Origin of the sequence: Bifidobacterium apousia, assembly GCF_007559275.1 — a bacterium.
GTDB classification, from domain to species: domain Bacteria; phylum Actinomycetota; class Actinomycetes; order Actinomycetales; family Bifidobacteriaceae; genus Bombiscardovia; species Bombiscardovia apousia.
Genome location: NZ_VMHK01000007.1, coordinates 28729 through 53503 on the forward strand (window position 1 = coordinate 28729; position 24775 = coordinate 53503).

The 24775-nt window shown below is 65.2% G+C and carries 15 protein-coding genes; 12 read left to right on the forward strand and 3 right to left on the reverse strand.

Going from position 1 to position 24775, the window contains the following annotated elements; translation table 11 throughout:
* Window positions 1–21: 21 nt before the first annotated feature.
* Complete coding sequence (locus FPK30_RS07745) at window positions 22–4950, forward strand: ATP-dependent helicase (protein WP_186279456.1); 4929 nt, start codon at window positions 22–24, stop codon at window positions 4948–4950.
* 17 nt (window positions 4951–4967) lie between these two features.
* Here the strand turns inward: FPK30_RS07745 and FPK30_RS07750 are convergent, their stop codons facing one another.
* Window positions 4968–7604 carry a DNA gyrase/topoisomerase IV subunit A gene (locus FPK30_RS07750; protein WP_144086048.1) on the reverse strand — a complete coding sequence of 879 codons (2637 nt, stop codon included), beginning with the start codon at window positions 7602–7604 and terminating at the stop codon, window positions 4968–4970.
* Window positions 7605–7718: 114 nt separating this feature from the next.
* Between FPK30_RS07750 and FPK30_RS07755 the strand changes: the two genes are divergently transcribed.
* A complete protein-coding gene (locus FPK30_RS07755) occupies window positions 7719–8942 on the forward strand; it encodes an alkaline phosphatase family protein (protein ID WP_144086006.1) in 1224 nt (407 codons plus the stop codon).
* Here FPK30_RS07755 and sepH read toward each other — a convergent pair whose 3' ends face one another.
* Window positions 8943–9977, reverse strand: coding sequence for a septation protein SepH (gene sepH / locus FPK30_RS07760; protein WP_144086007.1), 1035 nt, complete (start codon window positions 9975–9977; stop codon window positions 8943–8945).
* A gap of 167 nt (window positions 9978–10144) precedes the next feature.
* On the opposite strand from sepH, the gene FPK30_RS07765 reads away from it, so the two are divergent.
* The 3 genes from FPK30_RS07765 to FPK30_RS07775 all read left to right on the forward strand — a co-directional run bounded on the left by FPK30_RS07765 (window position 10145) and on the right by FPK30_RS07775 (window position 13346).
* On the forward strand, window positions 10145–10438 hold the full coding sequence (locus tag FPK30_RS07765; protein WP_101432216.1) for a DUF4193 domain-containing protein: 294 nt from the start codon (window positions 10145–10147) through the stop codon (window positions 10436–10438).
* Window positions 10438–10902: a dUTP diphosphatase gene (gene dut / locus FPK30_RS07770; protein ID WP_144086008.1), complete on the forward strand. Its 465-nt coding sequence runs from the start codon at window positions 10438–10440 to the stop codon at window positions 10900–10902. Before FPK30_RS07765 ends, dut begins: the two co-directional genes overlap by 1 nt.
* Window positions 10903–10985: 83 nt before the next feature.
* A complete protein-coding gene (locus FPK30_RS07775) occupies window positions 10986–13346 on the forward strand; it encodes a RelA/SpoT family protein (RefSeq protein ID WP_232342002.1) in 2361 nt (786 codons plus the stop codon).
* A 181-nt stretch (window positions 13347–13527) separates the two neighbouring features.
* Here the strand turns inward: FPK30_RS07775 and FPK30_RS07780 are convergent, their stop codons facing one another.
* A complete protein-coding gene (locus tag FPK30_RS07780; RefSeq protein ID WP_144086009.1) occupies window positions 13528–15027 on the reverse strand; it encodes a DUF349 domain-containing protein in 1500 nt (499 codons plus the stop codon).
* 84 nt (window positions 15028–15111) lie between these two features.
* Here FPK30_RS07780 and hisS point away from each other — a divergent pair, with 84 nt between their 5' ends.
* The 7 genes from hisS to FPK30_RS07815 all read left to right on the forward strand — a co-directional run bounded on the left by hisS (window position 15112) and on the right by FPK30_RS07815 (window position 24775).
* The gene (hisS, locus tag FPK30_RS07785; RefSeq protein ID WP_144086010.1) at window positions 15112–16497 is read left to right on the forward strand and encodes a histidine--tRNA ligase; all 1386 of its coding nucleotides are present in this window, start codon (window positions 15112–15114) and stop codon (window positions 16495–16497) included.
* Between the two features lie 39 nt (window positions 16498–16536).
* Complete coding sequence (gene aspS / locus FPK30_RS07790; RefSeq protein WP_144086050.1) at window positions 16537–18339, forward strand: aspartate--tRNA ligase; 1803 nt, start codon at window positions 16537–16539, stop codon at window positions 18337–18339.
* A 183-nt stretch (window positions 18340–18522) separates the two neighbouring features.
* Window positions 18523–19338, forward strand: coding sequence for an amino acid ABC transporter ATP-binding protein (locus FPK30_RS07795; protein ID WP_269748547.1), 816 nt, complete (start codon window positions 18523–18525; stop codon window positions 19336–19338).
* A 43-nt stretch (window positions 19339–19381) separates the two neighbouring features.
* A complete protein-coding gene (locus tag FPK30_RS07800; protein WP_186279459.1) occupies window positions 19382–20212 on the forward strand; it encodes a glutamate ABC transporter substrate-binding protein in 831 nt (276 codons plus the stop codon).
* A gap of 1 nt (window position 20213) precedes the next feature.
* Window positions 20214–20891 carry an amino acid ABC transporter permease gene (locus FPK30_RS07805; RefSeq protein ID WP_024627819.1) on the forward strand — a complete coding sequence of 226 codons (678 nt, stop codon included), beginning with the start codon at window positions 20214–20216 and terminating at the stop codon, window positions 20889–20891.
* 6 nt (window positions 20892–20897) lie between these two features.
* The gene (locus FPK30_RS07810; protein ID WP_144086011.1) at window positions 20898–22088 is read left to right on the forward strand and encodes an amino acid ABC transporter permease; all 1191 of its coding nucleotides are present in this window, start codon (window positions 20898–20900) and stop codon (window positions 22086–22088) included.
* Window positions 22089–22171: 83 nt separating this feature from the next.
* On the forward strand, window positions 22172–24775 hold the full coding sequence (locus tag FPK30_RS07815; protein WP_144086012.1) for a DEAD/DEAH box helicase: 2604 nt from the start codon (window positions 22172–22174) through the stop codon (window positions 24773–24775).

The following is a 24775-nucleotide window of genomic DNA, read 5'->3' on the forward strand; positions in this document are numbered from 1 at the left end:
AAAAAGGGCGGGGAGGGGAGTATGACGCATATGGGCGATCCCTTGGACAATTTCTCCCCGCAGACGGCCGACTGGTTTCGCCGGACCTTTCCTGAGGGGCCCACGCCGACCCAGGTGCAGGCCTGGCCGGCCATCCGCGCAGGCGGCGATGCGCTGATTATTTCGCCCACCGGTTCGGGCAAGACCCTGGCCGCCTTTCTTTGGGCCATCGACGAGCTTATGACCAGGCCCCGGCGCTCCCGGAAGCCTGGGGTCGCCGTGCTCTACATCTCGCCCATGAAGGCCCTGGGGACGGATGTGGCCCGCAACCTGCAGGCTCCGCTGGAGGGCATAGCAGAGCGATTTGAACAACAGGGACGCCAAGCACCCAAGGTCCGGACGGGCATCCGCACCGGAGATACCGACGCCCGCGGCCGCAGGGCCCTGGCCGCCCATCCGCCGGATATTCTGGTCACCACCCCCGAATCCCTCTATCTGATGCTGACCTCCAAAACGGCCAGCACGCTGAAGAACGTGCAAACCGTTATTGTGGACGAAATCCACGTTTTGGCGGGCAATAAGCGCGGGGCTCATCTGGCCCTGAGCCTGGAGCGCCTGGACGACCTGGTCGGAGGGCCTGTGCAGCGGATAGGCCTGTCGGCTACGGTCCGCCCGCCCGAGCAGGTGGCACGTTTCCTGGGTGGCAGCCGTCCGGTCAGTCTGATCCAGCCCAAGTCGTCCACAGCCATGGACCTGCGCCTGATCGAGCCCCTGGAGGACATGGCCGATCTGGCGGCGCCGCCCGGCGAGCCCGGTCAGGAGGGTCAGGAGGGCGACCAAAGAAGCGGATCCATCTGGCCAGCCATCGAGCGGGCCATTCTGGATCAGGTGCTGTCCCACCGCACCACCCTGGTCTTCGTAAACTCCCGAGGGCTCGCCGAACGCCTGACCGCCCGGCTGAACGACCTGCATCAAGCCGATGTAAGCCAGGGCGGCCGGTATTGGAACGGGCGTGACCGGTCAGGTCCCTCTGACAAGTCCGAGCCGGCCAGGGAGCCCGCCCACTACGATTCGGCCACCGGGTCCACCTCCGAGAGAACCTCTGGCCAAACTGTCGACCAACCCATTGCCATGGCCCACCATGGATCGGTGTCCAAGGAACGCCGGCGCCAGGTGGAGGATGACCTCAAGGCCGGCAGACTGCGCTGTGTGGTGGCCACCTCCAGCCTGGAGCTGGGCATCGATATGGGCTCGGTCGATCTGGTCATCCAGGTCAACGCCCCGCTGTCGACCGCCTCGGGACTGCAGCGGGTGGGCCGGGCCGATCACCAGGTCGGTCGGGTATCGCAGGCCAGGCTGTTCCCGCTGACCCGCGAGCAGATCCTGGAGTGCACAGCCAGCATGGAAAGCATGGTCCAGGGCGACATCGAACCGACCATCATGCCCAGCAGTCCCTTGGATGTTCTGGCCCAGCAGACGGTGGCCGCAGCCGCCATGGGGCCGCTCAAGGAGCAGGACTGGCTGACCACGGTCAGACGGGCCGCGCCCTTCGCCCACCTGGATCAGCAGGTCTACCGGGCGGTGCTGGGCATGCTCAGCGGCGCCTACACCTCCCAGGATTTCACCGCTTTCCGCCCCATCTTGGTCTGGGACCACCAGACCGGCATCCTGACGGCCCGCCCCGGCGCGCAACGACTGGCGGTGACCTCCGGGGGCACCATTCCCGACCGTGGCTCCTACAGCGTGGTCATGCCCTCCGAGGCCGCCGGCGGCAAGCCACGACGAGTGGGGGAGCTGGACGAGGAGATGGTCTACGAGTCCCGCAAGGGGGACGTGATCACCCTGGGCACCACCTCCTGGAGGATCCAGCAGATCACCCGCGACCGTGTGGTGGTGGTGCCCGCTCCGGGGCGCTCCGCCAGACTGCCTTTCTGGCACGGGGAGGGCACCGGCCGTGACTCTGTCTTCGGCCGTCGTCTGGGCAGGCTGGCCAGGGAACTGTCCCAGGGCCTGATACCGGCAGTCCAGACTGCCTCCGGTCGGCCGGGCTTCACGCAACCCGTCTGTGCTCGTCTGCTGGAGGACGGCCTGGACCGTCCTGCCATCAACAATCTGGCCGCCCTTCTGGCCGAGCAGCAGGCCTCCACCGGCCGGGTGCCCGACGACCGGCATTTGGTGGTCGAGCGCTGCCCCAACGAGGAGGGCGATCTGAGGCTGATCCTCCATTCGCCATACGGCCGCAGGGTCAACGAGCCCTGGGCCCTGGCCATCGCCGCCCGGCTCTCCCGCGAGCGGGGATACGACGGATCCGTCTGGGCGGGGGAGGACGGCATCGTCGTGCAGATCCCGGGCACAGATGCCTTCCTGGAAGACCAGCGAATATTCGGATTCACCTCCGATCAGGTGGAGCGCGAGGTCCGACGTCATCTGGTCGGCTCGGCGCTCTTCCAGGCCCGCTTCCGCCAGTGCGCAGCCCGCTCGCTCTACATGCCCAGGATGGAGCCGGGCCGCAGGGTTCCGCTCTGGCAGCAGCGTCTGCGGGCCTCCCGTCTGCTGGACGCGGCCCTGAAGGAGGACGACTTCCCCCTGGTTCTGGAGACCATGCGCGAATGCCTCCAGGATGTCTACGACATGCCTGCCCTGCGCGAGCTCATGACCGACCTGGAGCAGGGGAGCGTCCGTCTGGTCCCGGCCTCCACCAAGACCCCCTCGCCCATGGCCTCAGGACTGCTCTTCGGCTACCTAGGGACCTTCATGTACCAGTACGACATGCCCAAGGCCGAGCGCGACGCCGCCATGCTGGCCATCGACTCCGACCTGCTGGAGCAGATGGTCGGCCAGGTGGACATGGCTGACCTCCTGGACCAGGAGACCGTCGATCAGGTGACTGCTGACCTGCAGCGGCTTTCGCCCAAGACCCGGGCCAGGGGGGCCGAGGGACTGGCCGACCTGCTGCGCACCCTGGGCCCCATGGATCTGGCCGGGATTGGTCGGCGCATGCGCGGGCAGGAGGACGAACCGGTGACGGAGGCACAGGTCCGGGCCATGCTGGAGGAGCTGCAGGCCCAGTCCAGGGTGGTTCCGGTCAGGTTAGGCACTCGCGACTGCTGGGTATGGGCCGGCCAGGCAGGACGGCTGACGGCGGTCCTGGGCCCAGGCGTCATCCAGCCATCCGCCCAGCCGACAAAGGAATCAGAATCAGACAGCGAGGCCTTCGACCAGCTGGTCAGGCAATATGCCGCAGTCCATGGGCCGTTCACCACCGAGGACCTGGCCGGCCACCTGGGTCTGGGCGGTGCTCTCTTGGAGGACAGGCTGCGTTCCCTGGTCGCACGCGAGCTGCTCATGACCGGGGTCTTCCCCCGTCCCGACCTGAGCGCCTATGGCGAGCCCGGATGGGAGGGAGGCGAACCCCGCCGAGGATGGCTGGATCCCGAGGTCTTCCGTCGGCTGCGCTCGCGGTCCCTGGCCAAGGCCAGCAAGGCCGCCAGTCCCGTCCCCGGCCATGTCTACAGCGACTTTCTTCTTCACCGGCAGGGTCTGGCGCCCCTGGGCCAGGAGCCCTTGATGGGCACCGAAGGACTGCTGGAGGTGATCGGGCAGCTGGAGGGGCTGGCTCTGCCGCCCGAACTCTGGGAGTCGGCCATCTTCCCGGCCAGGGTGCGTGATTACGGCCCGGCATTGATGGACGACCTGCTGGCCTCGGGCCAGGTGGTCTGGGTGGGGTCCGACCAGGGGGAGGGCCCGCTGGGCGCCATGACCTTTTATCTGGCCGAGGACCTGGACGAGGAGCTTCCAGCACAGTCCGCCGGCCCTCCGTCAGTCACGAATGAGGCCGGCAAGGCGGGCAACCCGGGCAAGGCGGGCGATCGGGAAGAGGCCCTGCTGGGTGTTTTGGCCGATGGGGGAGCCTACCGCTTCGATCGGCTTCTGCGCGCCTGTGCCAGTCGGGGCGGGGACGACATTGAGTCCCCTGTTTCTGAGGCCCCCGACCAGGAGGCCATGGCCCGGTCGCTCTGGGGCCTGGTCAGGCGTGGGCTGGTCACCAATGCCTCCCTGGCTCCGGTTCGGCGCCTGGTTCGAGGATCAGGCTCACCGACCTCGGGCAGGACGCGCCGGTTGCCCCATGGTCTGCGTGGACACGGCAGGTCCTTGGCGCGCGCTGCCTTGGCGCGGGCGACCGGCTCGTCAGCGCTGTCAGCGGCGGCGGAGGGATTCTGGACCCTGGTTGCGGATGAGCGCTCAGCAGCGAGAGGTGCAGCGGGGACTGGCATGGCTGATGCAAACCACAAGCTCAGCGGTGGCCAGGATGATGACCGGGAGCGGACCGTCCGCCTGGTCCACGACGAGCAGGCCATTCTGGACCGCTATGGGCTCCTGGCCCCGGTCCTGCCAGAAGTGCGATCCCTGCCCGGGGGATTCTCGGCCCTCTATCAGGTCTGCAGACGCATGGAGGAGGCCGGCCAGCTGACGCGTGGGGTCATCGTCGACGGTTTCGGCGGCGCCCAGTTCGCCCCCCGGGAGGTGATCGACCAGCTCAGAGGCTTCCAGGAGGATGAGCGCAATGACGATGGCGAAGGCGGATCGAAGCAGCGCCCGCCCGAGCCCGTGGTCATGGATGTGACGGATCCTGCCAACCTCTATGGCACGGCCCTAGCATGGCCGGCCACATCAGGGGACGGCGGCGGACGGCCCATTCGGCGGATAGGGAACCTCCTGGTGCAGAATCGAGGCCGCGCCCTGGTCTATGCGGCGCCCAAGGGGCATCATCTGCTGGTCTTCGGTGAGCCCGAGCGTGGATTGCTGGAGGCCGCCTTCGCCCAGCTGGCCTCATGGCTGAGGCGGGGCGGACAGGGACGCATCCTCTTCAGTGATGCCAATGGCCGGCCCCTGACCATGCGCGAACCGGTGGGCATGGCCCTGGCCGCAGCCGGGTTCACGGCCGGTCCGGGCGGCATGGCACTCTACTGAGCCCTTGCTGAGCGCCCTCAGGCCACGAAGGCGATGGGCGCTGCCAGCTCCTGGCCGGAGGCGTCCCGGCGCATGTCCACTTCGGGCAGTTCGACCGGAGAACCGGCAGCGGTGCTGGCGTGCAGGGGCCAGGCGCCCACCCGGGCCAGCAGCAGGCTGTCCTGGCCCTTGAGGAAGCGCTGGGAGCGCACGCCTTTCGTTCCACGGCCCTTGACTGGATACATCTCCAGCGGGGTCAGCTTGGCGGATCCGTTCTCGGTGCCGGGCAGGGCCTCTGAGTCGCCGGCCACGGTCAGGACCACGGCCCCGGCCTGGGTGCTCATGCCATCCTCGCCGGTCTCCTGATAGGTCCAGCCGATCTCTCCGGCCGGCACGACCGCGAAGGCGGCGACCTGGCAGCCCTGGGCCAGACGGATGCCGGCCATGCCGGCCGCATTGCGGCCCTGGGGGCGAACCTTGTCCCCGGTGAAGGTCAAGAGGCTGGCATCCGAGGAGATGAGTACCATGCGGTCCCCGTCCTGGCAGGGGGCCGCGAAGACTACCTGGTCGTCACCCTTGAGGTCGATGACTGGCCATGAGTCCATGGTGGTCGGGGATTCGCGGTTCCAGCGCTTGACCGTGCCCTGTCGGGTGCCCAGGGCCAAGGGGCGGGTGTCGGCCATGTCGATGACGGTGACGGCGTGCTCGTCGGCCTGAGGCTCGGTGCTGGCGGTCCCGCCCAGGAGCTCGTCAGCCACGATGCCCCCGCTCAGGTTGGGGTTGGCGGTGGCGGGGATCAGCGGCAGGTCGGCCACGGGGGCGGTGATCAGCCGTCCGGCCGTGGTGACCAGGCCGTAGGTGGCCAGGGTGGTGGTGGCAAATATGGCGATGATCTGGTCGTCATGCCCCCGGTCCTGGTTGCGCGGGCGCGACCGCCAGGCATCCAGGGCGCCCGGGGTGCTGCGTGCCAGCAGGCCGGTGGCGCTCATCATGACCGTGCAGGGCTTGTCCTCCATGTGCAGGTCGCCGTCGCCACTGCCGCGGCTGGTTCCTCCGCTGGCTACCAGCGCAGCCTGCGACCCAGCGCCCACTTTGCCGGAGGTCTGCTGAGTGGTCTGCTGATCGCCAGCTGCTGCTGACTGCACGGGGGCCAGGTCGCCGGAAGGCTCCTGGTCCAGGATGACCGTGCGCCTGGGCGTGCCCCACTGGGCCACCGCCTGATCCATCTCCTGGATGACCACCCGGTCCAGCTCGGCCGAGGAGCCCAGAATCCGCTCCAGCTCCTCCAGCTGCTTGTTGAGCTCGTCACGCTCGCCCTCCAGCTCGATCCGGCTCATCTTGGTCAGCCGCCGCAGCCGCAGGTCAAGAATGTACTGGGCCTGGGTCTGATCCAGATCGAAGACCGCCATCAGCCTGGTCTTGGCCGCATCCGCGTCGTCCGAGCTGCGGATGACCTGGATGACCTCGTCGATGTCGACCAGGGCCAGCAGGAGCCCCTCGACCAGGTGCAGACGCTCCAGGGCCTTCTTGCGGCGGAACTCGCTGCGCCGATGGATGACCGTGCGTCGGTGCTCCACCCAGACCTCCAGCAGCTCCTTGAGCCCCATGGTTCTGGGCCGTCCATGGACCAGGGCCACGTTGTTGATGGTGAAGGAGTCCTCCAGGGGCGTGTACTTGAAGAGCTTGCCCAGCACCTTGCCCGGGTCGAATCCCGTCTTGATCTCGATGACCAGGCGGGTCCCGTTGTGCCGGTCGGTCAGGTCGATGGCGCTGGAGATGCCCTCCAGCTTGTGGTTGCGCACCCCATCCGAGATGCGTTCCAGAACCCGCTCAGGGCCCACCATGAAGGGCAGCTCGGTGACCACGATGGCCTTCTTGCGGGCGGTCACGTTCTCCAGGTGGGTGACGGACCTGGTCACGAAGGCCCCTCGGCCGTGCTCGTAGGCCTTGCGGATGCCGTCCCGTCCCACGATGACTCCGCCGCCGGGCAGATCCGGGCCGGGCACGTAGCGCATGAGCTCGTCCAGCCCTGCGTCCGGGTGAGCCATCAGATACTTGGCGGCGGCCACCACCTCGCCCAGGTTGTGGGTGATCATGTTGGTGGCCATGCCCACGGCGATGCCCGAGGCCCCGTTGACCAGCAGGTTGGGGATGGCCGAGGGCAGGACCTGGGGCTCCTTGAGCTTGTTGTCGTAGTTGGGGGAGAAGTCCACCGTGTCCTGGTCGATGTCGGCGTTCATGCCCAGGGCCGCAGGAGCCAGCCTGGCCTCGGTGTAGCGGGAGGCGGCAGGTCCGTCGTCCAGGGAGCCGAAGTTGCCGTGGCCGTCGACCAGGGGCAGGCGCATGGCAAAGGGCTGGGCCAGCCGGACCATGGCCTCGTAGATGGAAGAGTCGCCATGGGGGTGCAGCTTGCCCATGACCTCGCCCACCGCCCTGGCGGACTTCATATAGGGGCGGTCGGGGTTGAGGTTCATCTGGCCCATCTGGTAGATGATCCGCCGCTGAACAGGCTTGAGTCCGTCGCGGGCATCGGGCAGGGCCCGTGCGTAGATGACCGAGTAGGCATATTCCAGGAAGGACTTGCTCATCTCCTCGTTCAGAGGGGTTTCGACGATGTGCTCCTTGACCTGCCGGGGGTCGTATCCCGCCGCCTTGCTCCTGCGATGAGTTGCCATGCTCAAGCTCCTGCTCCTTCACGTTCCGCCTTATGATAACCGGACGGTCCGCCAAAGCATTCGCAGCAGGCATGCGGTGTCGGCCTGGGGTCTGACCGTGCTTGAATGGAAGGCATGGGTCTGGATACACCTGACATGAAGGAACTGCTGCAGCCGAGTCTGCCTATCCAATACGGGGACCAGGCGGGGAATAACCATGTTGGCGGGGCCAGGCATCTGTCCGCCGTCCTGCCGGCCCTGAGCGCCTGTCTGGGAACGCCTGTGGCCACTGATGTCCATCCGTCCGCCAAGGCCCTCCAGGAGGCCCTGGGACTGCCGGAGGCACGGTCGGCGGTCGTCGTCCTGGTGGATGGGCTGGGATTCTGGAATCTGGTCAGCCGGCAGGGCCATGTGCCCTACCTGCGCTCGCTGCTGTCCGAACCCATCAACCAGCGTCCCCTCTACACCAGTCTGCCCTCGACGACCGTGGCGGCCATGGGAGTCTTCGGCACCGGAACCAGCCCGGGGCTGACCGGCATGACCGGCTACACCCAGCTGAACCCGGACACCGGCCAGCTGGGTCAGATGATCCAATTCAGGGGGGCTCAGGATCCCGAGCGTCTGCAACGCCGTCCCACGGTCTTCGAGACTCTCCAGGCGCAGGGGGTCCGGGTGACCTCCTCGGGCCTGCCGCGTTTTCGCGACTCAGCCCTGACCCGTGCGGCTCTGCGCGGCGGGGAGTACCTGGCCCACAATCACTCCCGTCAGCGTCTTCTGGCTGCCTGCCAGGCTGCCCGCCAGCCGGGGCTGACCTACCTCTATATCCGCGATGTGGACAAGGTGGGCCACCACAGCGGCTGGGAGGGCGAGGAATGGGTGGCCGCTCTGGAAGCGACCGATGCACAGCTGGCCGAGCTTCATCGCCGCCTGCCCGCCGGGACGCTGACGGTGATCGTGGCCGATCATGGCATGGTTGAGTCCGATCCGAACCAGCGCATTGACATCGCCCAGGACCCGGAGCTGAGCCGGGATGTGCGACTGGTGGGCGGCGAGCCTAGGGCGGTCATGCTCTATCTGGACCAGAGGGCGGATCCCCAGGTCGTGGCCGCCCGTTGGCGGGGGCGTCTGGGGGAGCGAGCCTGGGTGCTGACCCGGGACCAGGCCATCGAACGGGGAATCTTCGGTCCTGTGGATGCCCGGATTCGACCCATGATCGGCGACCTTCTGGTGCTGGCCGGCGATCGGATCACCTTAGTGAATTCGGCTGATCAGACCGATGCAGCGACCAGGCTGCCTGGCGTCCATGGCTCCTGGACCCGTCTGGAGACGCAGATCCCCTGCCTGATCGATCTGGTCTGACTACTTGCCGAAGAGGATCTCATCCCAGCTGGGTACGGCCGACCGCCCGGAGTGCTTTTTGGCCCGCTTGCTGCGGCGGCCCTCCTTGGGCTGATCCTCCTGCTCGTCCTGCCCGGCATCATCGCCTTGATCCTGTTGCTGGTGCTGCCCATGGTTCTGCACGGGCAGGACCATGGTGGATTCGTTGTCTCTGATGGGAGGATGCTCGGCCGTATCGGGATCCTCGCTCAGCTCGGCACGGGGTTGACTGGGCTCTCGGTCGGCTGTCCGCTCCTGGCCTTCCTTGGGCTTGCCATAAAGCCAGGCCGTGAGTGCCGCCTGGCGTTCACCGTTTTCTTCTTCGATTGGGGCAACGGTATCCTGCTGGCTTGGGGGCCGCCTGTCGGTCTGATCGTCGATTTCTTCGGCGGGTCCCTGGTCTCCAGCGGGTCGCTCCTGTCCGTGGTCGTCTGTGGAATCGTCCAGCAGCATCCTTGCCGCCCCGTTCAAACAGGTCACGGTGTTGTCATGCATGTTCCAGGCCCAGCGGGCGTTGAAAATCCGCTTGTCCAGCGTAAACACGCCGTTGATGTTCCAGGGTTCGTACCCTCGTCTGGTGGCCTGCCAGGAAACCTGGGTCAGGCTGACCCCCGCACGGGCCAGCACCTTGCCGATCAGTTCCTGATAGTTTCGTCCCCCCGACCCCTTGGGTGCCGGCATGGTCAGGAACTGCTCGATGGCGTACTTCTTCTCGGTTTCCACAGGAGCCGCGAAACGCCGTACCAGCGCTTCGTTGACAGCGTATTGCTGAGCCACCTGCTCGGGGCGGGCGCCGGCGCGCACAGCGGCCTGAATCGCTGAGACGGGCAGGGGCTTGGACTTGCCGGTCTGGGGGTCCACGTCCTCTTCCTCCTTGACCTGCTTGGCCTCAAGAATGGCGCGATCAAGCGCATCGTCGACTCTTACGGCGAAGTGCCGGTGGTCACAGACGAAGACCAGATCGCCCCTGTCGTCGACATGGTCAAAGCTGGCCACCCTGGTCCCATTCTCAGACATGCACGCCCCTATCCTCTTACGGTTCCTTTACACGGCCTCAGGTATTTCCATTGTGCCCTATGGTTCGTATTTTACGTGCTTTTGAAATCGTGTATCCTATGCGCAGTACATATCGTGTGAAATGACCGGCATACGAGGTGGCTGGTCGAACAAGGAAAGGGTACACGATGGCACAGGATTACGATACCCCGCGAGACAAGGACGAAGACGAGGAATCCCTGCAGGAGCTGGGCAAAAGCGGCCAGGATGCCGGGGCCGACCTGGACGACGACGAGAACGCCATCGCCGAGGACTATGAGCTGCCGGGCGCTGACCTGAGCAATGAGGACTCTTCGGTGACCGTCATCCCCATGCAGGGCGATGAATTCATCTGCTCCAACTGCTTCCTGGTCAAACACCGGAGCCAGCTGGCCTATATGACTCCCGACGGCAAGCCCGTCTGCAAGGAGTGCGCCGCCTGATGGCCTACGACGAGTCCTACAACGAGCCGGAAACGGTCGAGGTCCTGTTCAAATCCTTGGATGGGGCCGAGGTGCCGGAATACGCCATGCCTGGCGATGCGGGGGCTGATCTGCGAGCCAGGGTGGCCGTGGACCTGGCCCCCTTCCAGCGGGCCCTGGTTCCCACTGGTGTCGCTCTGGCTCTGCCCAACGGGTACGTCGGCCTGGTTCACCCACGCTCAGGGCTGGCAGTCAAGATGGGGGTGACCGTGCTCAACGCGCCCGGAACCATCGATGCCGGGTACCGGGGCGAGATCAAGGTGCCGCTGATCAACTTGGATCCGCATGAGTCGGTTCACTTCGAGCCTGGGGAGCGCATTGCCCAGCTGGTCATCCAGCGTTACGTACAGGCCCGTTTCGTGCCCGCAGAACGTCTGCCTGGCTCGGTGCGTTCGGATGCCGGATTCGGCTCGACTGGCCGCTGAGGCATCCTTCGGACACGGACGGCCTGAATGGGTCAGGCGCAAGTGTAGGATTGGTGCATTATATCAGGACATTGGAGGCTTGAATGGTCACTCCGGAGGGCAGCGTCTGCAGCAATGATGTCGGCGAGCAGGCCCCGTCCGGCCTGTCCTCCAGAGCCTTGGGCTGCGAAATCAGCGACGATCCGCTCAACCCCCTGATGCCCATCCGGGAGATCTGCGCCGCCCACCATCCCGGCGAGGACCTGTCCATGCTCCAGCGCGCCTATGACCGGGCTGTAGTCCAGCATGCCAACCAAAGGCGCAAGTCCGGCGAGCCCTACATCATTCATCCACTGGCTGTCGCTCAGATTCTGGCCGACCTGGGCATGGGTCCTACGGTGGTTTCGGCCGGTCTGCTGCACGACACGGTGGAGGATACCGACTACACCCTGGAGCAGTGCAGAAATGACTTCGGCGATACCGTGGCCGGCCTGGTGGATGGGGTCACCAAAATATCCAAGATGGACTACGGCGATTCGGCCCAGGCCGAGACCATCCGCAAGATGATCGTGGCCATGAGCCGGGATGTGCGCGTCCTGGTGGTCAAGCTGGCCGACCGGGTCCACAACGCCCGCACCTGGCGCTACGTCAAGGCTTCATCAGCCCAGCGTAAGGCCCGCGAGACCCTCGATGTCTACGCCCCTCTTGCCAACCGTCTGGGCATGAACGCCATCAAGACCGAGCTGGAGGAGCTCAGCTTCAAGACGCTCTATCCCAAGATCTACAACGAAATCGTAGTGCTGGTCTCCCGCAGGGCGGGCCAGCGGGAGGTCTACCTGAAGCAGATCCTGGACGAGATCCACGAGGATCTGGATGCCCAGGGCATCAAGGCCCAGGTGACCGGACGGCCCAAGGACTACTTCAGCATCTACCAGAAGATGATCGTGCGCGGACACGATTTCGCTAACATTTACGATCTGGTCGGGGTGCGCATCATCGTGGACACCATCCGCGACTGCTATGCGGCCCTGGGCGCCGTCCATGCACGCTGGAGCCCGGTGCCTGGGCGATTCAAGGACTACATCGCCATGCCCAAGACCAACCGCTACCAGTCCTTGCACACCACGGTGGTGGGCCCGGGCGGCAAGCCGGTGGAGATCCAGATCCGCACCTGGCAGATGCACCGTCGTGCTGAGTTCGGCATCGCCGCCCACTGGAAGTACAAGGAGAACGGGTCTGCCGGCCGCGAACTCTCCCAGCCTGACAAGGCTGACGTCAAGCGCGAGCGCCAGGAGGGGGAGCTGAGCCAGGAGGACAACCTGACCTGGATCCAGCAGCTGGCTGACTGGACCAGCGAGACCCCTGACTCCAATGAGTTCCTGGGCTCCCTCAAGGACGATCTGGGTTCGGCCGAGGTCTATGTGTTCACCCCCAAGGGCAAGATCATCTCCCTGCCGGCCGAATCCACACCCGTGGACTTCGCCTACGCCGTCCACACCGAGGTGGGGCACAGAACCATGGGCGCCAGGGTTAACGGTCGTCTGGTCCCCCTGGACACCAAGCTGCGCAACGGGGATACGGTCGAGATCCTGACCAGCAAGTCGGACACCGATGGGCCCTCGCGCGACTGGCTCAGCTTCGCCAAGAGCCCCCGCGCCCGCAGCAAGATCCGTCAGTGGTTCAGCAAGGAGCGCCGTTCGGAGACCATCGAGGAGGGCAAGGACGAGCTGATCCGCGCCATGCGCAAGCGGAACCTGCCAGTGGCCACCCTGCTGACCCCCGAAGCCATGGTGGGGGCCGCCGACGAGCTCAACTATCCCAATGAGAAGGCCGTCTACGCTGCCATTGGCGACGGACAGGTCTCCACCCAGAACGTGATCTCCCGGCTGGTTCATGACGCTGGCCGGTCAGCCCTTGAGGACGAGGTGGAGCAGGAGGCCATACCTCTGCAGCGGGTGGCCAAATCCAGCCGGCCGGAGACCTCCCAGGGGATCTCGGTCAAGGGTGTGGACGATGTCTGGGTCAAGCTGGCCCGTTGCTGCACCCCAGTGCCGGGAGATCCCATCACCGGGTTCATCACCCGCAACCAGGGCGTCTCGGTCCATCGGTCCGACTGTCAGAACCTTCTGGACCTGCGCAAGAAGCAGCCCGAACGGATCATCGAGGTCTCCTGGACGGGCAAACAGGGCACCTTCATGGTCCAGATCCAAGTGGAGGCCCTGGACCGGCCCCACCTGCTCTCTGACATCACCCAGGTGCTGTCCGACCACGGCGTCAACATTCTGTCGGGCAGCCAGTCCACTGGCCGTGACCGGGTGGCCGTCAGCCAGTTCGTCTTCGAGATGGGCGACCCCCAGCATCTGAACACCCTCTTGTCGGCCGTCAGGAAGATTGACGGGGTCTTCGATGCCTACCGTCTGACAGGAGCCAAGGGTTCGGCCAGCCCCCATATGCGGGCCATCTGACCTCCTCTGCAACCAGGCTTATAGCCCTTTCCCTGACCTGCTTTTCTGGCTTGTGATCTCTGCATGCTGTTCCAGCTGGTGGCTGTCCGGAAGTTCTGCTGGACCAAGGTCTCATGGATGGATACGAAAGGACCCCCGGTGGTCGATGACCAGGTCGGGGGTCCTAGCTGAACGGATGCGATCAGCGCACAGCGTTCATCCACTGCTCCTTGGTGGCCTTCTCGGCCTCAAGCTCCTGCTTCTTGGCCGGATCCTGCTCGGCGGCGATCCGACGATCCAGATCCTGAAGCTGGGCGGCCAGCTGCTGCTCGAAGCTGGAGACGCGGGCATCGGCCTCGGGGTCCGACTGGTTCCAGGCTGCATCCTCCACGGCCTTGATCTGCCGGTCCACAGCATCCATCCTGCCCTCGATCCGGCGCACGTCGTCACGGGGGACAAAGCCGATGCCGTCCCATTCCTCCTGAATCTTGGCCAGCTCCTGCCGCGCCTGCTTGGCGGCCTTGGCATCCTTGACGGGCAGCAGAGCCTCGGCCTTGGCCACCAGGGCTTCTTTCTTGGTCAGGTTCTCGCGCTCGTTGACCGAGGTCTTGTCCCGGTCTGCCTGACGGGCGTTGAAGAAGACATCCGCGGCCTGACGGAACCGGGCCCAGAGGGCATCGTCATCCTGACGCCCTGCCCGTCCGGCCTGCTTCCAACGGTCCATGAGCTCATTGAACTGGTGGGAGGTGGGTCCCCAGTCGGTGGAGTCCTTGATCTGGTCAGCCTCGGCGATGATCTCCTCCTTGATCCGCTTGGTCTCGGACCGTTGGGCATCACGCTGCTGGGCCCACTTGCGACGGGCCTGGTTGAAAGTGGTGCGGGCGGATGAGAAGCGCTTCCAGAGGACGTCCGCGTCGGCCTTGTCGATGCGGATGGTGGTGCGCTGGTGCTGCTGCCACTGCTCGAAGAGGGAACGGAATTTGTCCGCTGTGGAACGCCAGTTGGTGGAGTCGCCCAGGGATGCGGCCAGTTCTTCGGCCTTCTCCACGATGGCAGTCCGCTCCTTGATGGCCTTGGCCATGGCGTCCTTGCGGGCCTGCGCCAACTCGGCCTTGCGCGCCTGCCCCTGCTCAGCCAGCTGATCCAGCTGTGTGCGCAGGGCGGCGAGGTCGCCGACGGCCTCGGGCTGCTTAGTCTCCTCTTTGAGCGAGGTGAGGGACTCGTCGATCTCGTGGGCCTTGATCTTGGGGCTGCGCAGCCTGGAGGCGAAGAGGTTCAGCTTTTCCTTGAGGTCCAGGTATCGGCGGGCATAGAGGTTCAGGGCCTCCTTGGCCTCAGCGTTGGGGAACTGACCCACCTGGCGCTCCTGGTCGCCCTCGCGGACGAAGACGTTGCCCTGCTCGTCCACCCGTCCGAAGGCTTCGGCCTTGTCGATCTCCTCCTGGCTGTAGGTGGGGGCGGCCGGAGCGGCCTTGACGTGAGGGGCCTTGTGGGCCAGAGCCGCAGGGGAGGGGACTGCCTTGGGCTTTGCCGGCTTAGGCGCTACCGGTGCACTCTGGGTCGGTGCATCCTCAGTGGGAGCAGGTTGTTCCTGTGCGGCCTCTGGTGCCGGCGCAGCGGCGACCTGGCCAGCCGCATCCACGGTGTGGTCCTCCTGCGGTGTCGAGGTGTTCTCGGGTGTGATGGCGGTGTTGTCGGCCATGGCCAGCTCCTTAGGCTTGTGTGTTGGAGAGATCGCAAAATATGGCAATACCATTTTCCTTGACCTCCTATAGTATAGGTTCTTATGGCAAAAGGCACATCTCTATCCGGTTTCCCTGAATGGCTTCCTTCACAACGAGTGGTGGAGCAGCGCATCATCGACACGCTCCGCAAGGTCTTCGAATTGAACGGCTACATCGGCATTGAGACCAGGGCCGTCGAAGAGGGCTCCAGCCTGCTCAAGAAGGGGGAGACCAGCAAGGAGATCTACCTGCTCTCCCGGCTGCAGGATCTGGGCCAGGAAAAGGATGTGCCGGTGGAGCGCCGGCTGGGCCTGCATTTCGACCTGACTGTGCCGCTCAGCCGCTACGTGGTGGAGCACAGCAACGACCTGACCTTCCCCTTCAAGCGCTGGCAGATTCAGAAGGTCTGGCGAGGGGAGCGCCCCCAGGAGGGACGGTTCAGGGAGTTCGTCCAGGCTGATATTGATGTGATCGGCAACGGGGAGCTGCCCGACCACTACGAGGTCGAGGTGCCCCTGGTCATGCTGAGCGCCCTGGAGGAGCTGCGGGCCTTCGGCCTGCCCAAGCCCACCGTGCACGCCAACAACCGCAAGCTCTCCGAGGGGTTCTACCGGGGTCTGGGCCTGGAGGACATCGAAGGCGTCCTGCGCGAGATCGACAAGCTGGACAAGATCGGCCCTGACGAGGTGGCCAACCTGCTGGTCAGTGAGTGCGGAGCCAACCAGGACCAGGCCAGGGCCTGCCTGGATCTGGCCGAGCTGACCGCCGACGATGGCGAGCAGCTGCGCCAGCGCTTCGACGCCCTGGTCGACAAGGTTGGCATCGACAAGGAGTCTCCTGCGTACGCTCTGGCCATTGAGGGTCTGGAGACGCTGGTCATGATCATCGACGAGGCCGCGCGCATCCGGCCGGGCTCGGTCATCGCCGACCTGAAGATCGCCCGCGGGTTGGACTACTACACCGGCTCGGTCTACGAGACCTTCCTGGAGGGGGCGCAGTCCCTGGGGTCCATCTGCTCCGGCGGCCGTTACGACAACCTGGCCAGCCAGGGCAACCGCACCTATCCGGGTGTGGGGCTGTCCATCGGACTTTCGCGCCTGCTCTCCTACCTGCTGGCCCAGGGGGCCCAGGCCTCCCGGGTCTCCCCAGCGGCGGTCATGGTCGCCGTCTGGGATGAGGGGGATCGCACCGCCAGCAACCACATCGCCCAGGATCTGAGGGCCAGGGGGATCGCTGCCGATGTGGCTCCGACCGCAGCCAAGATCGGCAAGCAGATCCGCTATGCCGACCACCTGGGCATCCCCTATGTCTGGTTCCCGGCCAAGGAGGGCCAGCAGGAGGGCGACCAGGTCAAGAACATCATTACCGGCGAACAGGTTCCGGCCGACCTGGTGTCGTGGAGGCCAGATAGCCTGTATGCCCGGCAGAGTGTGGAATACCAGGCCTGACGCAGGGGCAGGCCGATCATTATGGAGGTACAGGAGAGCATGGGCCAGTCGGCTTACAGAACCAGCTACGCCACGGATGTCACGCAGGATATGGTCGGTCGCCAGGTGACGGTGGCCGGATGGGTGGATCGCCGCCGGGATCACGGAGGCGTGGCCTTCATCGATCTGCGTGACCGCTCCGGTCTGGTGCAGATCGTCATCTACGACGAGGAAGAGGCGCGCCCCCTGCGCAGCGAGTACGTGATCCAAGTCACCGGCAAGGTCCGCGAACGCCCCGAGGGCAATGACAACGAGCATCTGTCCACCGGGCACATCGAGATCGTGGCCGACAAGATCGAGGTTTTGGCCAAGTCGGCCGCCCTGCCCTTCCAGGTGTCCACCGCCCTGGAGAACGAGGCCGAGAACAAGCTGCCCGGCGAGGATGTGCGGCTGCGCTACCGTTATCTGGACCTGCGCCGCCCCTCCATGCAGCGCAACATCCGCCTGAGGGCCGCCATGAACCGCGCCGCCCGTGCCGCCTTGGACAGGATGGACTTCTGCGAGATCGAGACGCCGACCCTGATCAAGTCCACCCCCGAGGGTGCCCGTGACTTCCTGGTGCCGGCCCGTCTGGTGCCCGGATCCTGGTATGCCCTGCCGCAGTCCCCCCAGCTGCTCAAGCAGCTGCTGATGGTGGGCGGCTTCGAGCGCTACTACCAGATCGCCCGCTGCTACCGGGACGAGGACTTCCGTGCCGACAGGCAGCCCGAGTTCACCCAGCTGGACATCGAGATGAGCTTCGCCTCCCAGGAGGACGTCATGGCCATGGCCGAACAGGTCATCGCCGAGGTCTGGAAGGCTGCAGGATTCGAGGTCGCCCTGCCCATCCCCAGGATCAGCTGGCAGGAGGCCATGGACAAGTATGGCTCAGACAAGCCAGACCTGCGCTTCGGCAACCCCATCGTCGAGCTGACCGAGTACTTCAAGGACACCCCCTTCCGCGTCTTCCAGGCTCCCTACGTGGGCGCCGTGGTCTACCAGGGTGCGGCCAACCTGCCCCGCAGGCAGTTCGATGCCTGGCAGGAATGGGCCCGCCAGCGGGGTGCCAAGGGTCTGGCCTACGTCCAGTTCACCGGCGACGGCACCCTCAAGGGCCCTGTGGCCAAGAACCTGTCTGATGCCGAGCGCCAAGGCCTCAAGGAGGCCGTGGGTGCCTCGGATGGCGATGCCGTCTTCTTCGCAGCCGGTCCCCGTGAGGCTTCGCAGACCCTGCTGGGTGCGGCCCGCGTGGAGATCGCCCGCCGCCAGGGGCTGCTCAAGCCCGACGAATTCGCCCTGACCTGGGTGGTGGACTTCCCGCTCTTCAAGCCCACCGACGACCCGGATGACGACGATGTGGCTGTGGGTCATTCCAAGTGGACCTCCATGCACCACCCATTCACCATGCCCTCGGCCGACTGGATCGACCGCTTCGACAAGGATCCCGAGCATGCCATGAGCGACTCCTACGACATCGTCTGCAACGGCGAGGAGATGGGCGGCGGCTCGGTGCGTATCCACCGCGACGACATCCAGGACCGGGTCTTCAAGGTGCTGGGCATCGGCCCCGAGGAGGCCCAGGAGAAGTTCGGCTTCCTGCTGGATGCCTTCAAGTACGGCGCTCCGCCCCACGCGGGCATCGCCTTCGGCTGGGACCGGACCGCACAGATCCTGACGGGAGCCGACTCCATCCGCGATGTCATCGCCTTCCCCAAGTCCGGCGGCGGCCAGGATCCCATGACCGGGGCTCCGGCGCCCATCTCCGACCAGCAACGCGCCGAGACCGGCGTAGACTGGGAGCCAGACCAGGAGGATGCCGATTGAGCGCATCCCGCCGCTGATCGACGAGAGTCGTAAAGGGCTGGAATCCTGCGGGAGACCGGCCCTTATTGTTTCTGCCCTTCTATGCATTATCGGGTCAATCGGTCGCGCTTGGCCAAGGCTCAGCTTTTCATGAGAACCGTTTCTATGGCCGTTCTGCAACAAAGGATGAGTAAACTGCCCAATATGAGCGAAACAACCAAACAGCCGTCGGAGCGGATTCTGCCGGAGAAACCCGCCTCGGATCGCCCCGTCAAGGACAAGTCCGGGCCGCTGGTCGAGCTGGCCCACGTCGAGAAGCATTTTGGCAGCCTGCACGTCCTCAAGGACATCAACCTGCAGGTCGACACCGGCGAGGTGCTGGTGGTGGTCGGACCCTCAGGCTCCGGCAAGTCCACCATGTGTCGGACCATCAACCGTCTGGAGTCCATCGACTCCGGCGTCATCAGGATCGAGGGGGAGCCCCTGCCCCAGGAGGGACGCGACCTGGCTCGGCTCAGGGCCGAGGTGGGCATGGTCTTCCAGTCCTTCAATTTGTTCGCCAACAAGACCATCCTGGAGAACATGACCCTGGCGCCCATCAAGGTGCGCCACATGCCCAAGAAGGATGCCGAGGACCTGGCCATGGACCTCTTGGCCCGGGTGGGCGTGGAATCCCAAGCCTCCAAGATGCCCTCCCAGCTCTCCGGCGGGCAGCAGCAGCGTGTGGCCATCGCCCGCGCCCTGGCCATGCAGCCCAAGATCATGCTCTTCGACGAGCCCACATCAGCGCTGGATCCTGAGATGGTCAACGAGGTGCTGGATGTCATGATCCAGCTGGCCAAGGAGGGCATGACCATGATCTGCGTGACCCATGAGATGGGCTTTGCCCGTCAGGCGGCCGACCATATCGTTTTCATGGCCGATGGGCGGATCCTGGAAAAGGACGATCCCGACGATTTCTTCGACCATCCCAAGACCCAGCGGGCCGCTGACTTCCTGTCCAAAATTCTGACCCACTGAAGCAGGAGGGAAGCGTATCCGCATGAATGCAAGCATGCATGGCATGGGCCGGCCGCTGAAACGGCTGGCCAGGAATCTGACCGCGATCCTGTGCGCTCTGGGTTGCCTGGTCTCCCTGGCGGCCTGCGGCTCCGACAAGGAGGCAGGCAAGATCCGGGTAGGCATCAAGTTCGACCAGCCCGGTCTGGGCTTCAAGAAGGCCGGGACCTATGTGGGCTTCGACGTGGACGTGGCCACCTACATCGCCGACAAGCTGGGCTACAGCGCCGACGACATCGTCTGGAAGGAGGCCCCCTCCAAGCAGCGGGAGGCCATGCTCCAGAACGGCGACGTGGACATGATCCTGGCATCCTACTCCATAACGGACGAGCGCAAGCGGGCGGTCTCCTTCGCTGGGCCCTACATCGTGGCCGGCCAGGACCTGCTGGTGCGCAAGGAGGACCACCATATCCGCGGCCCCGAGGACCTCAACGGCAAGCGGCTGTGCTCAGTGACCGGATCCACCTCGGCCGTCACCGTCAAGAAAAAGTTTGCCAAGGAGGTCCAGCTGATGGAGCAGCCCGGCTACGCCGAATGCGCCACAGCCCTCTTCTCCGGCATCGTCGATGCGGTCACCACTGACGACATCATCCTGGCCGGGCTGGCCTCCGCCTCCCGGGGAAGGCTGCGGCTGGTGGGCAAGCCCTTCACCCAGGAGTACTACGGCGTGGGCATCAAGAAGGGCAATACCCAGCTGGCCCACAAGATCAACGCGGCCCTGGCCGACATGGAGGCCAACGGCTCCTGGCAGCGGGCGCTGGAAAACAACACCCGGGGCACCCACTACAAACCCGACCCGCGGTTCAATCCGCCCAAGCCCACGGAAGGGGAGTGAGATGTCAACCATCATCGAACTGTTTTCCGACTACGACATCCCGGCAGCTTTCTGGGTCAACATCCAGTTGACCCTCTGGTCGGCCCTCTTCTCGCTGATCCTGGGCATCATCCTGGTCATCATGCGCATCTCGCCCATCTCCTCCCTGCGGGCCGTCGGTCGGGGGTACGTGGAGTTCTTCCAGAACATGCCGTTGACCATCATCATGGTCTTCATGGTCCTGGGGGCCTTCGCCCAGCTCAAGATCAGCTTCTCGCCGGAATTCTCCGTCAACTTCTTCTGGCTGGCGGTGACGGGCCTGTCCCTGTACACGGCGGCCTTTGTCTGCGAGTCCCTGCGCTCGGGCATCAACACGGTGCCTCTGGGCCAGGCCGAGGCGGCCCGTGCCCTGGGGCTGAGCTTCTTCCAGTCGGCCTCACAGATCATTCTGCCCCAGGCCTTCCGCGGTTCGGTGGCGCCCCTGGGCAACACCTTCATCGCCCTGTTGAAGAACTCAACCGTTGCCGCAGCGGCCTCCGTGGCCTCCGAGAGCTCCTCCCTGATGAGTGAGATGATCGAGTTCCACGCCAACGCCATCGTGGCCATCTTCCTGATTTTCGCCTTGGGATACGTGATTCTGGTTCTGCCCATCGGGGCTTTGACCACGTACCTGTCCAACAAGCTGGCAGTGAGGAGGTGAGCGGCCATGGCACAGGACAATGAGAGCTCGCTGCTCTTCGATCAGCCCGGTCCCAAGGGCCGGCGCACCATACGAATCGCCAACTGGATAGCCGCCATCATCTTTGCCGTAGTGGTCATCCTGGTGCTGATGCGGCTGCACAACCCCCCGGACGGGGAGAACCAGTTGAGCTGGGAGCTCTGGCGCCCGGCCCTGGACTATGAAGCCTGGTCGGACTTCTACCTGCCCGGGCTCTGGCTGACCATCAAGGCCTCGGTCGTTGCAGTGATCGGCTCGGTCATCTTCGGGTTCATCTTCGGCATCGGCCGTCTGCTGCCCAACGGGTTGGTCAGGGCAGTCTCAGGCATCATAGTGGAGTTCTGCCGGGCCGTTCCGGTGTTGATGATGATGATCTTCTTCTGGCGCTGGTTTGCCTTTGCCGGAATCAGCCAGGCCTCCTACTGGGCCGTCGTGTTGGGCCTGATTCTCTACAACGGCTCCGTGGTGGCTGAGCTGATCCGTTCGGGCGTGGGCAACCTGCCCAACGGCCAGCGCGAGGCCTCCCTGGCTCTGGGGCTGACCAGGACCCAGTCGCTGATGCAGATCGAGGTTCCCCAGGCCGTCTACGCCATGCTGCCCGCGGCTGTGACCCAGCTGGTCGTGGTCCTCAAGGATACGGCACTGGGTTCCATCATCATGTACACGGATCTGCTGCAGGAATCCCGTCGTCTGGGTTCCATGTACTTCAACATCCTGCAGACCCTGGTGGTGGCCTCGGTGGTCTACTTCTTCGTCTGCTTCCTGCTGTCCCACTTCGCCCGCTGGCTGCCCAAGAAGATGCAGGAGCGCACTGCCGCCCCAGCCGACTTTGTGGAGCCGGCGGCGCCGGTGGCCATCATGGATCCCTCCAACGTCAACCAGATAGCCGTGGCCAAGGAGGTTGACGAGGACCGGTACGGCGGCGCCCCGCTGCAGTACCACGCCCATCACCGTGGATCGAACGCCTCCATCCAGCACTGGAGGAAGACCCGCTACATCCAGGGCTATGACCGGACCCAGCCCGACACGCTGGTCGATCCGCACAAGGCGAGCCTGGAGATTCCGGACTTCCTCAAGCCCGGACGCGGCAACCGCTCCGGTGGCGAGCAGAAAGCCGAAGACAAGACCGGGAAGGACGGGAAAGGCGGTAGCGACAAAGACAGCAGGAACAGGAGCTGACGAAGAGCTCCCGGCCGCTTTGTTGCCTGGACGGAGCCGGCCTCCGGCCGGACTTGTGTGCCTTGCCGGATAGACTGGTGGACATGGTCCAAGAACATGCTGATTCCTCAACCGCCCCAACCGACCAGCCTCCCTCCCTGGGCGACCTGGTCCCCGAGGCGGGAGGCCCCCGCAACCTGACCGAGGATCAGATCTACGACCGCTTCTTCTCCTGGGTGGCTTCCCGGGGCATCACCCCCTGGCCGCACCAGGAGGAGGCCGTCCTCTCCCTGGTTTCTGGCGACCATGTGATTCTGTCGACCCCGACCGGCTCGGGAAAGTCCATGGTGGCCCTGGCCATGCATTTCATCGCCCTGTGCACAGGGCGGCGCTCCTATTACACGGCCCCCATCAAGGCCTTGGTCTCCGAGAAGTTCTTCGACCTGGTCTCGGTTCTGGGCCGCGACCGGGTAGGCATGATCACCGGCGACACCCATATCAACACGGATGCCCCGGTCATCTGCTGCACTGCCGAGATCCTGGCCAACCAGGCGCTCAGGGAGGGTCGCCATGCCGATATCGGCTGCGTGGCCATGGATGAGTTCCACTATTACGGGGACCCGGACCGAGGCTGGGCCTGGCAGGTGCCCCTGCTGACCCTGCCCGATGTGCAGTTCCTGCTCATGTCGGCCACCCTGGGCGACGTGGATCAGATCGCCGTGGACCTGGAGCGCAAAACCGGGGTGGGTGTGGACATCGTCGCCGATGCCCCACGACCGGTGCCTCTGGACTACCGGTATGTGGACACCCCATTGCCCAACACTGTGGAGTCCTTGCTGGCCGATGGGGATTCGCCGGTCTACATTGTTCACTTCTCCCAGGATGCCGCCCTGGAGACGGCCCAGGCCCTGTCCAGCACGGGGGTCTCCGACCGGGGACAGCGGGACCGGATCAAGGAGGCCATGGCCGGCACCCGCTTCACCACGGCCTTCGGTAGGATTCTGCAGCGCTTGTTGCGCACCGGGGTCGGGGTCCACCATGCGGGCATGCTGCCCCGGTATCGGCGTCTGGTGGAGCAGCTGGCCCAGGATGGCCTTCTGCCGGTCATCTGTGGCACGGACACCCTGGGGGTCGGCATCAATGTGCCCATCCACACGGTCCTGCTGACCGGGCTGACCAAGTTCGACGGCTACAGGATGCGTCGCCTGAGGGCTCGGGAATTCCACCAGATTGCTGGCAGGGCCGGGCGCATGGGCTTCGATACCAGCGGGCTGGTCGTGGCCGAGGCCCCCGAATACGAGATAGAGAACGCCAGGGCCGTGGCCAAGGCGGGCAACGACCCCAAGAAGCTCAAGCGGATCAAACGCAAGAAGCCCCAGGAGGGGTTTGTCACCTGGGGCAAGGGAACCTTCGACAAGCTGATCGAGGCCCGTCCCGAGACCCTGACGCCGCACCTGAAGATCTCCCATGCCATGGTGCTCAACGAGGTCGACCAGGGCGGTGATGCCAGGAGACGGGTCGAGGACCTGATCGAGGACTCCTGTCAGACCCCGCAGCAGAAGGAGCATCTCCAGGACCGGGCCGACGAGATCTTCCAGACCCTGACCGACACCGGGGTCATCGAGACCGAACGAAACCCCGACGGCGGCCTGGACTACTTCACGACCGTGGACCTGCCCGAGGACTTCGCCCTGGACCAGCCCCTCTCGCCCTTCCTGCTGGCCGCCCTGGAGCTGCTGGATCCCGAGGACCCTGACTACGACATGAATCTGCTCTCCATGGTCGAGGCCACCCTGGAGGATCCCCGGCAGATACTCAAGGCCCAGCAGCGGCAGGCCCGCGACGCGGCCATCCAGCAGATGAAGGAGGATGGCCTGGAGTACGAGGAACGGATGGAACGCCTGCAGGAGGTGACCTGGCCCAAGCCCCTGGAGGAGCTGCTGGGGGAGGCCTTCGACCGCTACCGTCGGGACGTTCCCTGGGCCAACGACTATGAGATCCACCCCAAGTCCGTTCTGCGGGACATGATCGAGACGGCCTCGGACTTCAACGGCTACATCGCCCGCTACGGAATATCCCGATCGGAGGGGACCCTGCTGCGCTATCTGTCCGATGCCTATCGGGCGCTCAGCAGGACGGTTCCCGAAGAGTTCATGGATGAGCGGCTGGAGGACATCCTGGCCTGGCTGGGACTTATAGTGCGCTCGGTGGATTCCAGCCTGGTGGATGAGTGGGAGGCCGCGGGCAGGGCTGAACATGGCGAGGTCGCAAGCGGCCTGGATGCCGCTCCGCCCAAGGTGGAGAACCAGGTGGTGGCGGACCGGCGGGGACTGACCCTGCTGGTGCGCAACGCCATGTTCCAGCGGGTGGAGCTGGTTGCCGCCGACCGGCCGGAGGCCCTGGCCGACCTGGATGCGGACTGGGGATACGGTCTGCGGGCCTGGAGCGACGTGCTGGACGACCTCTACGAGGATCATGAGCAGATCCTGACCGATGCCCAGGCCAGATCCACGGACTTCTTCAGCCTGGATGACCGGGACGAGCGTCAGGGGCACACCTGGCGGGTCCGGCAGATCTTCGATGATGCCGAGGGGGAGCGCGACTGGGGCATCGCAGGCATCGTGGACCTGGATGCCACCCAGGAGAGCGGCCAGGCGGTGTTCAAGGAATACCGGGTGGGTCCCATCGAGGAACTGATGGACCTCTAG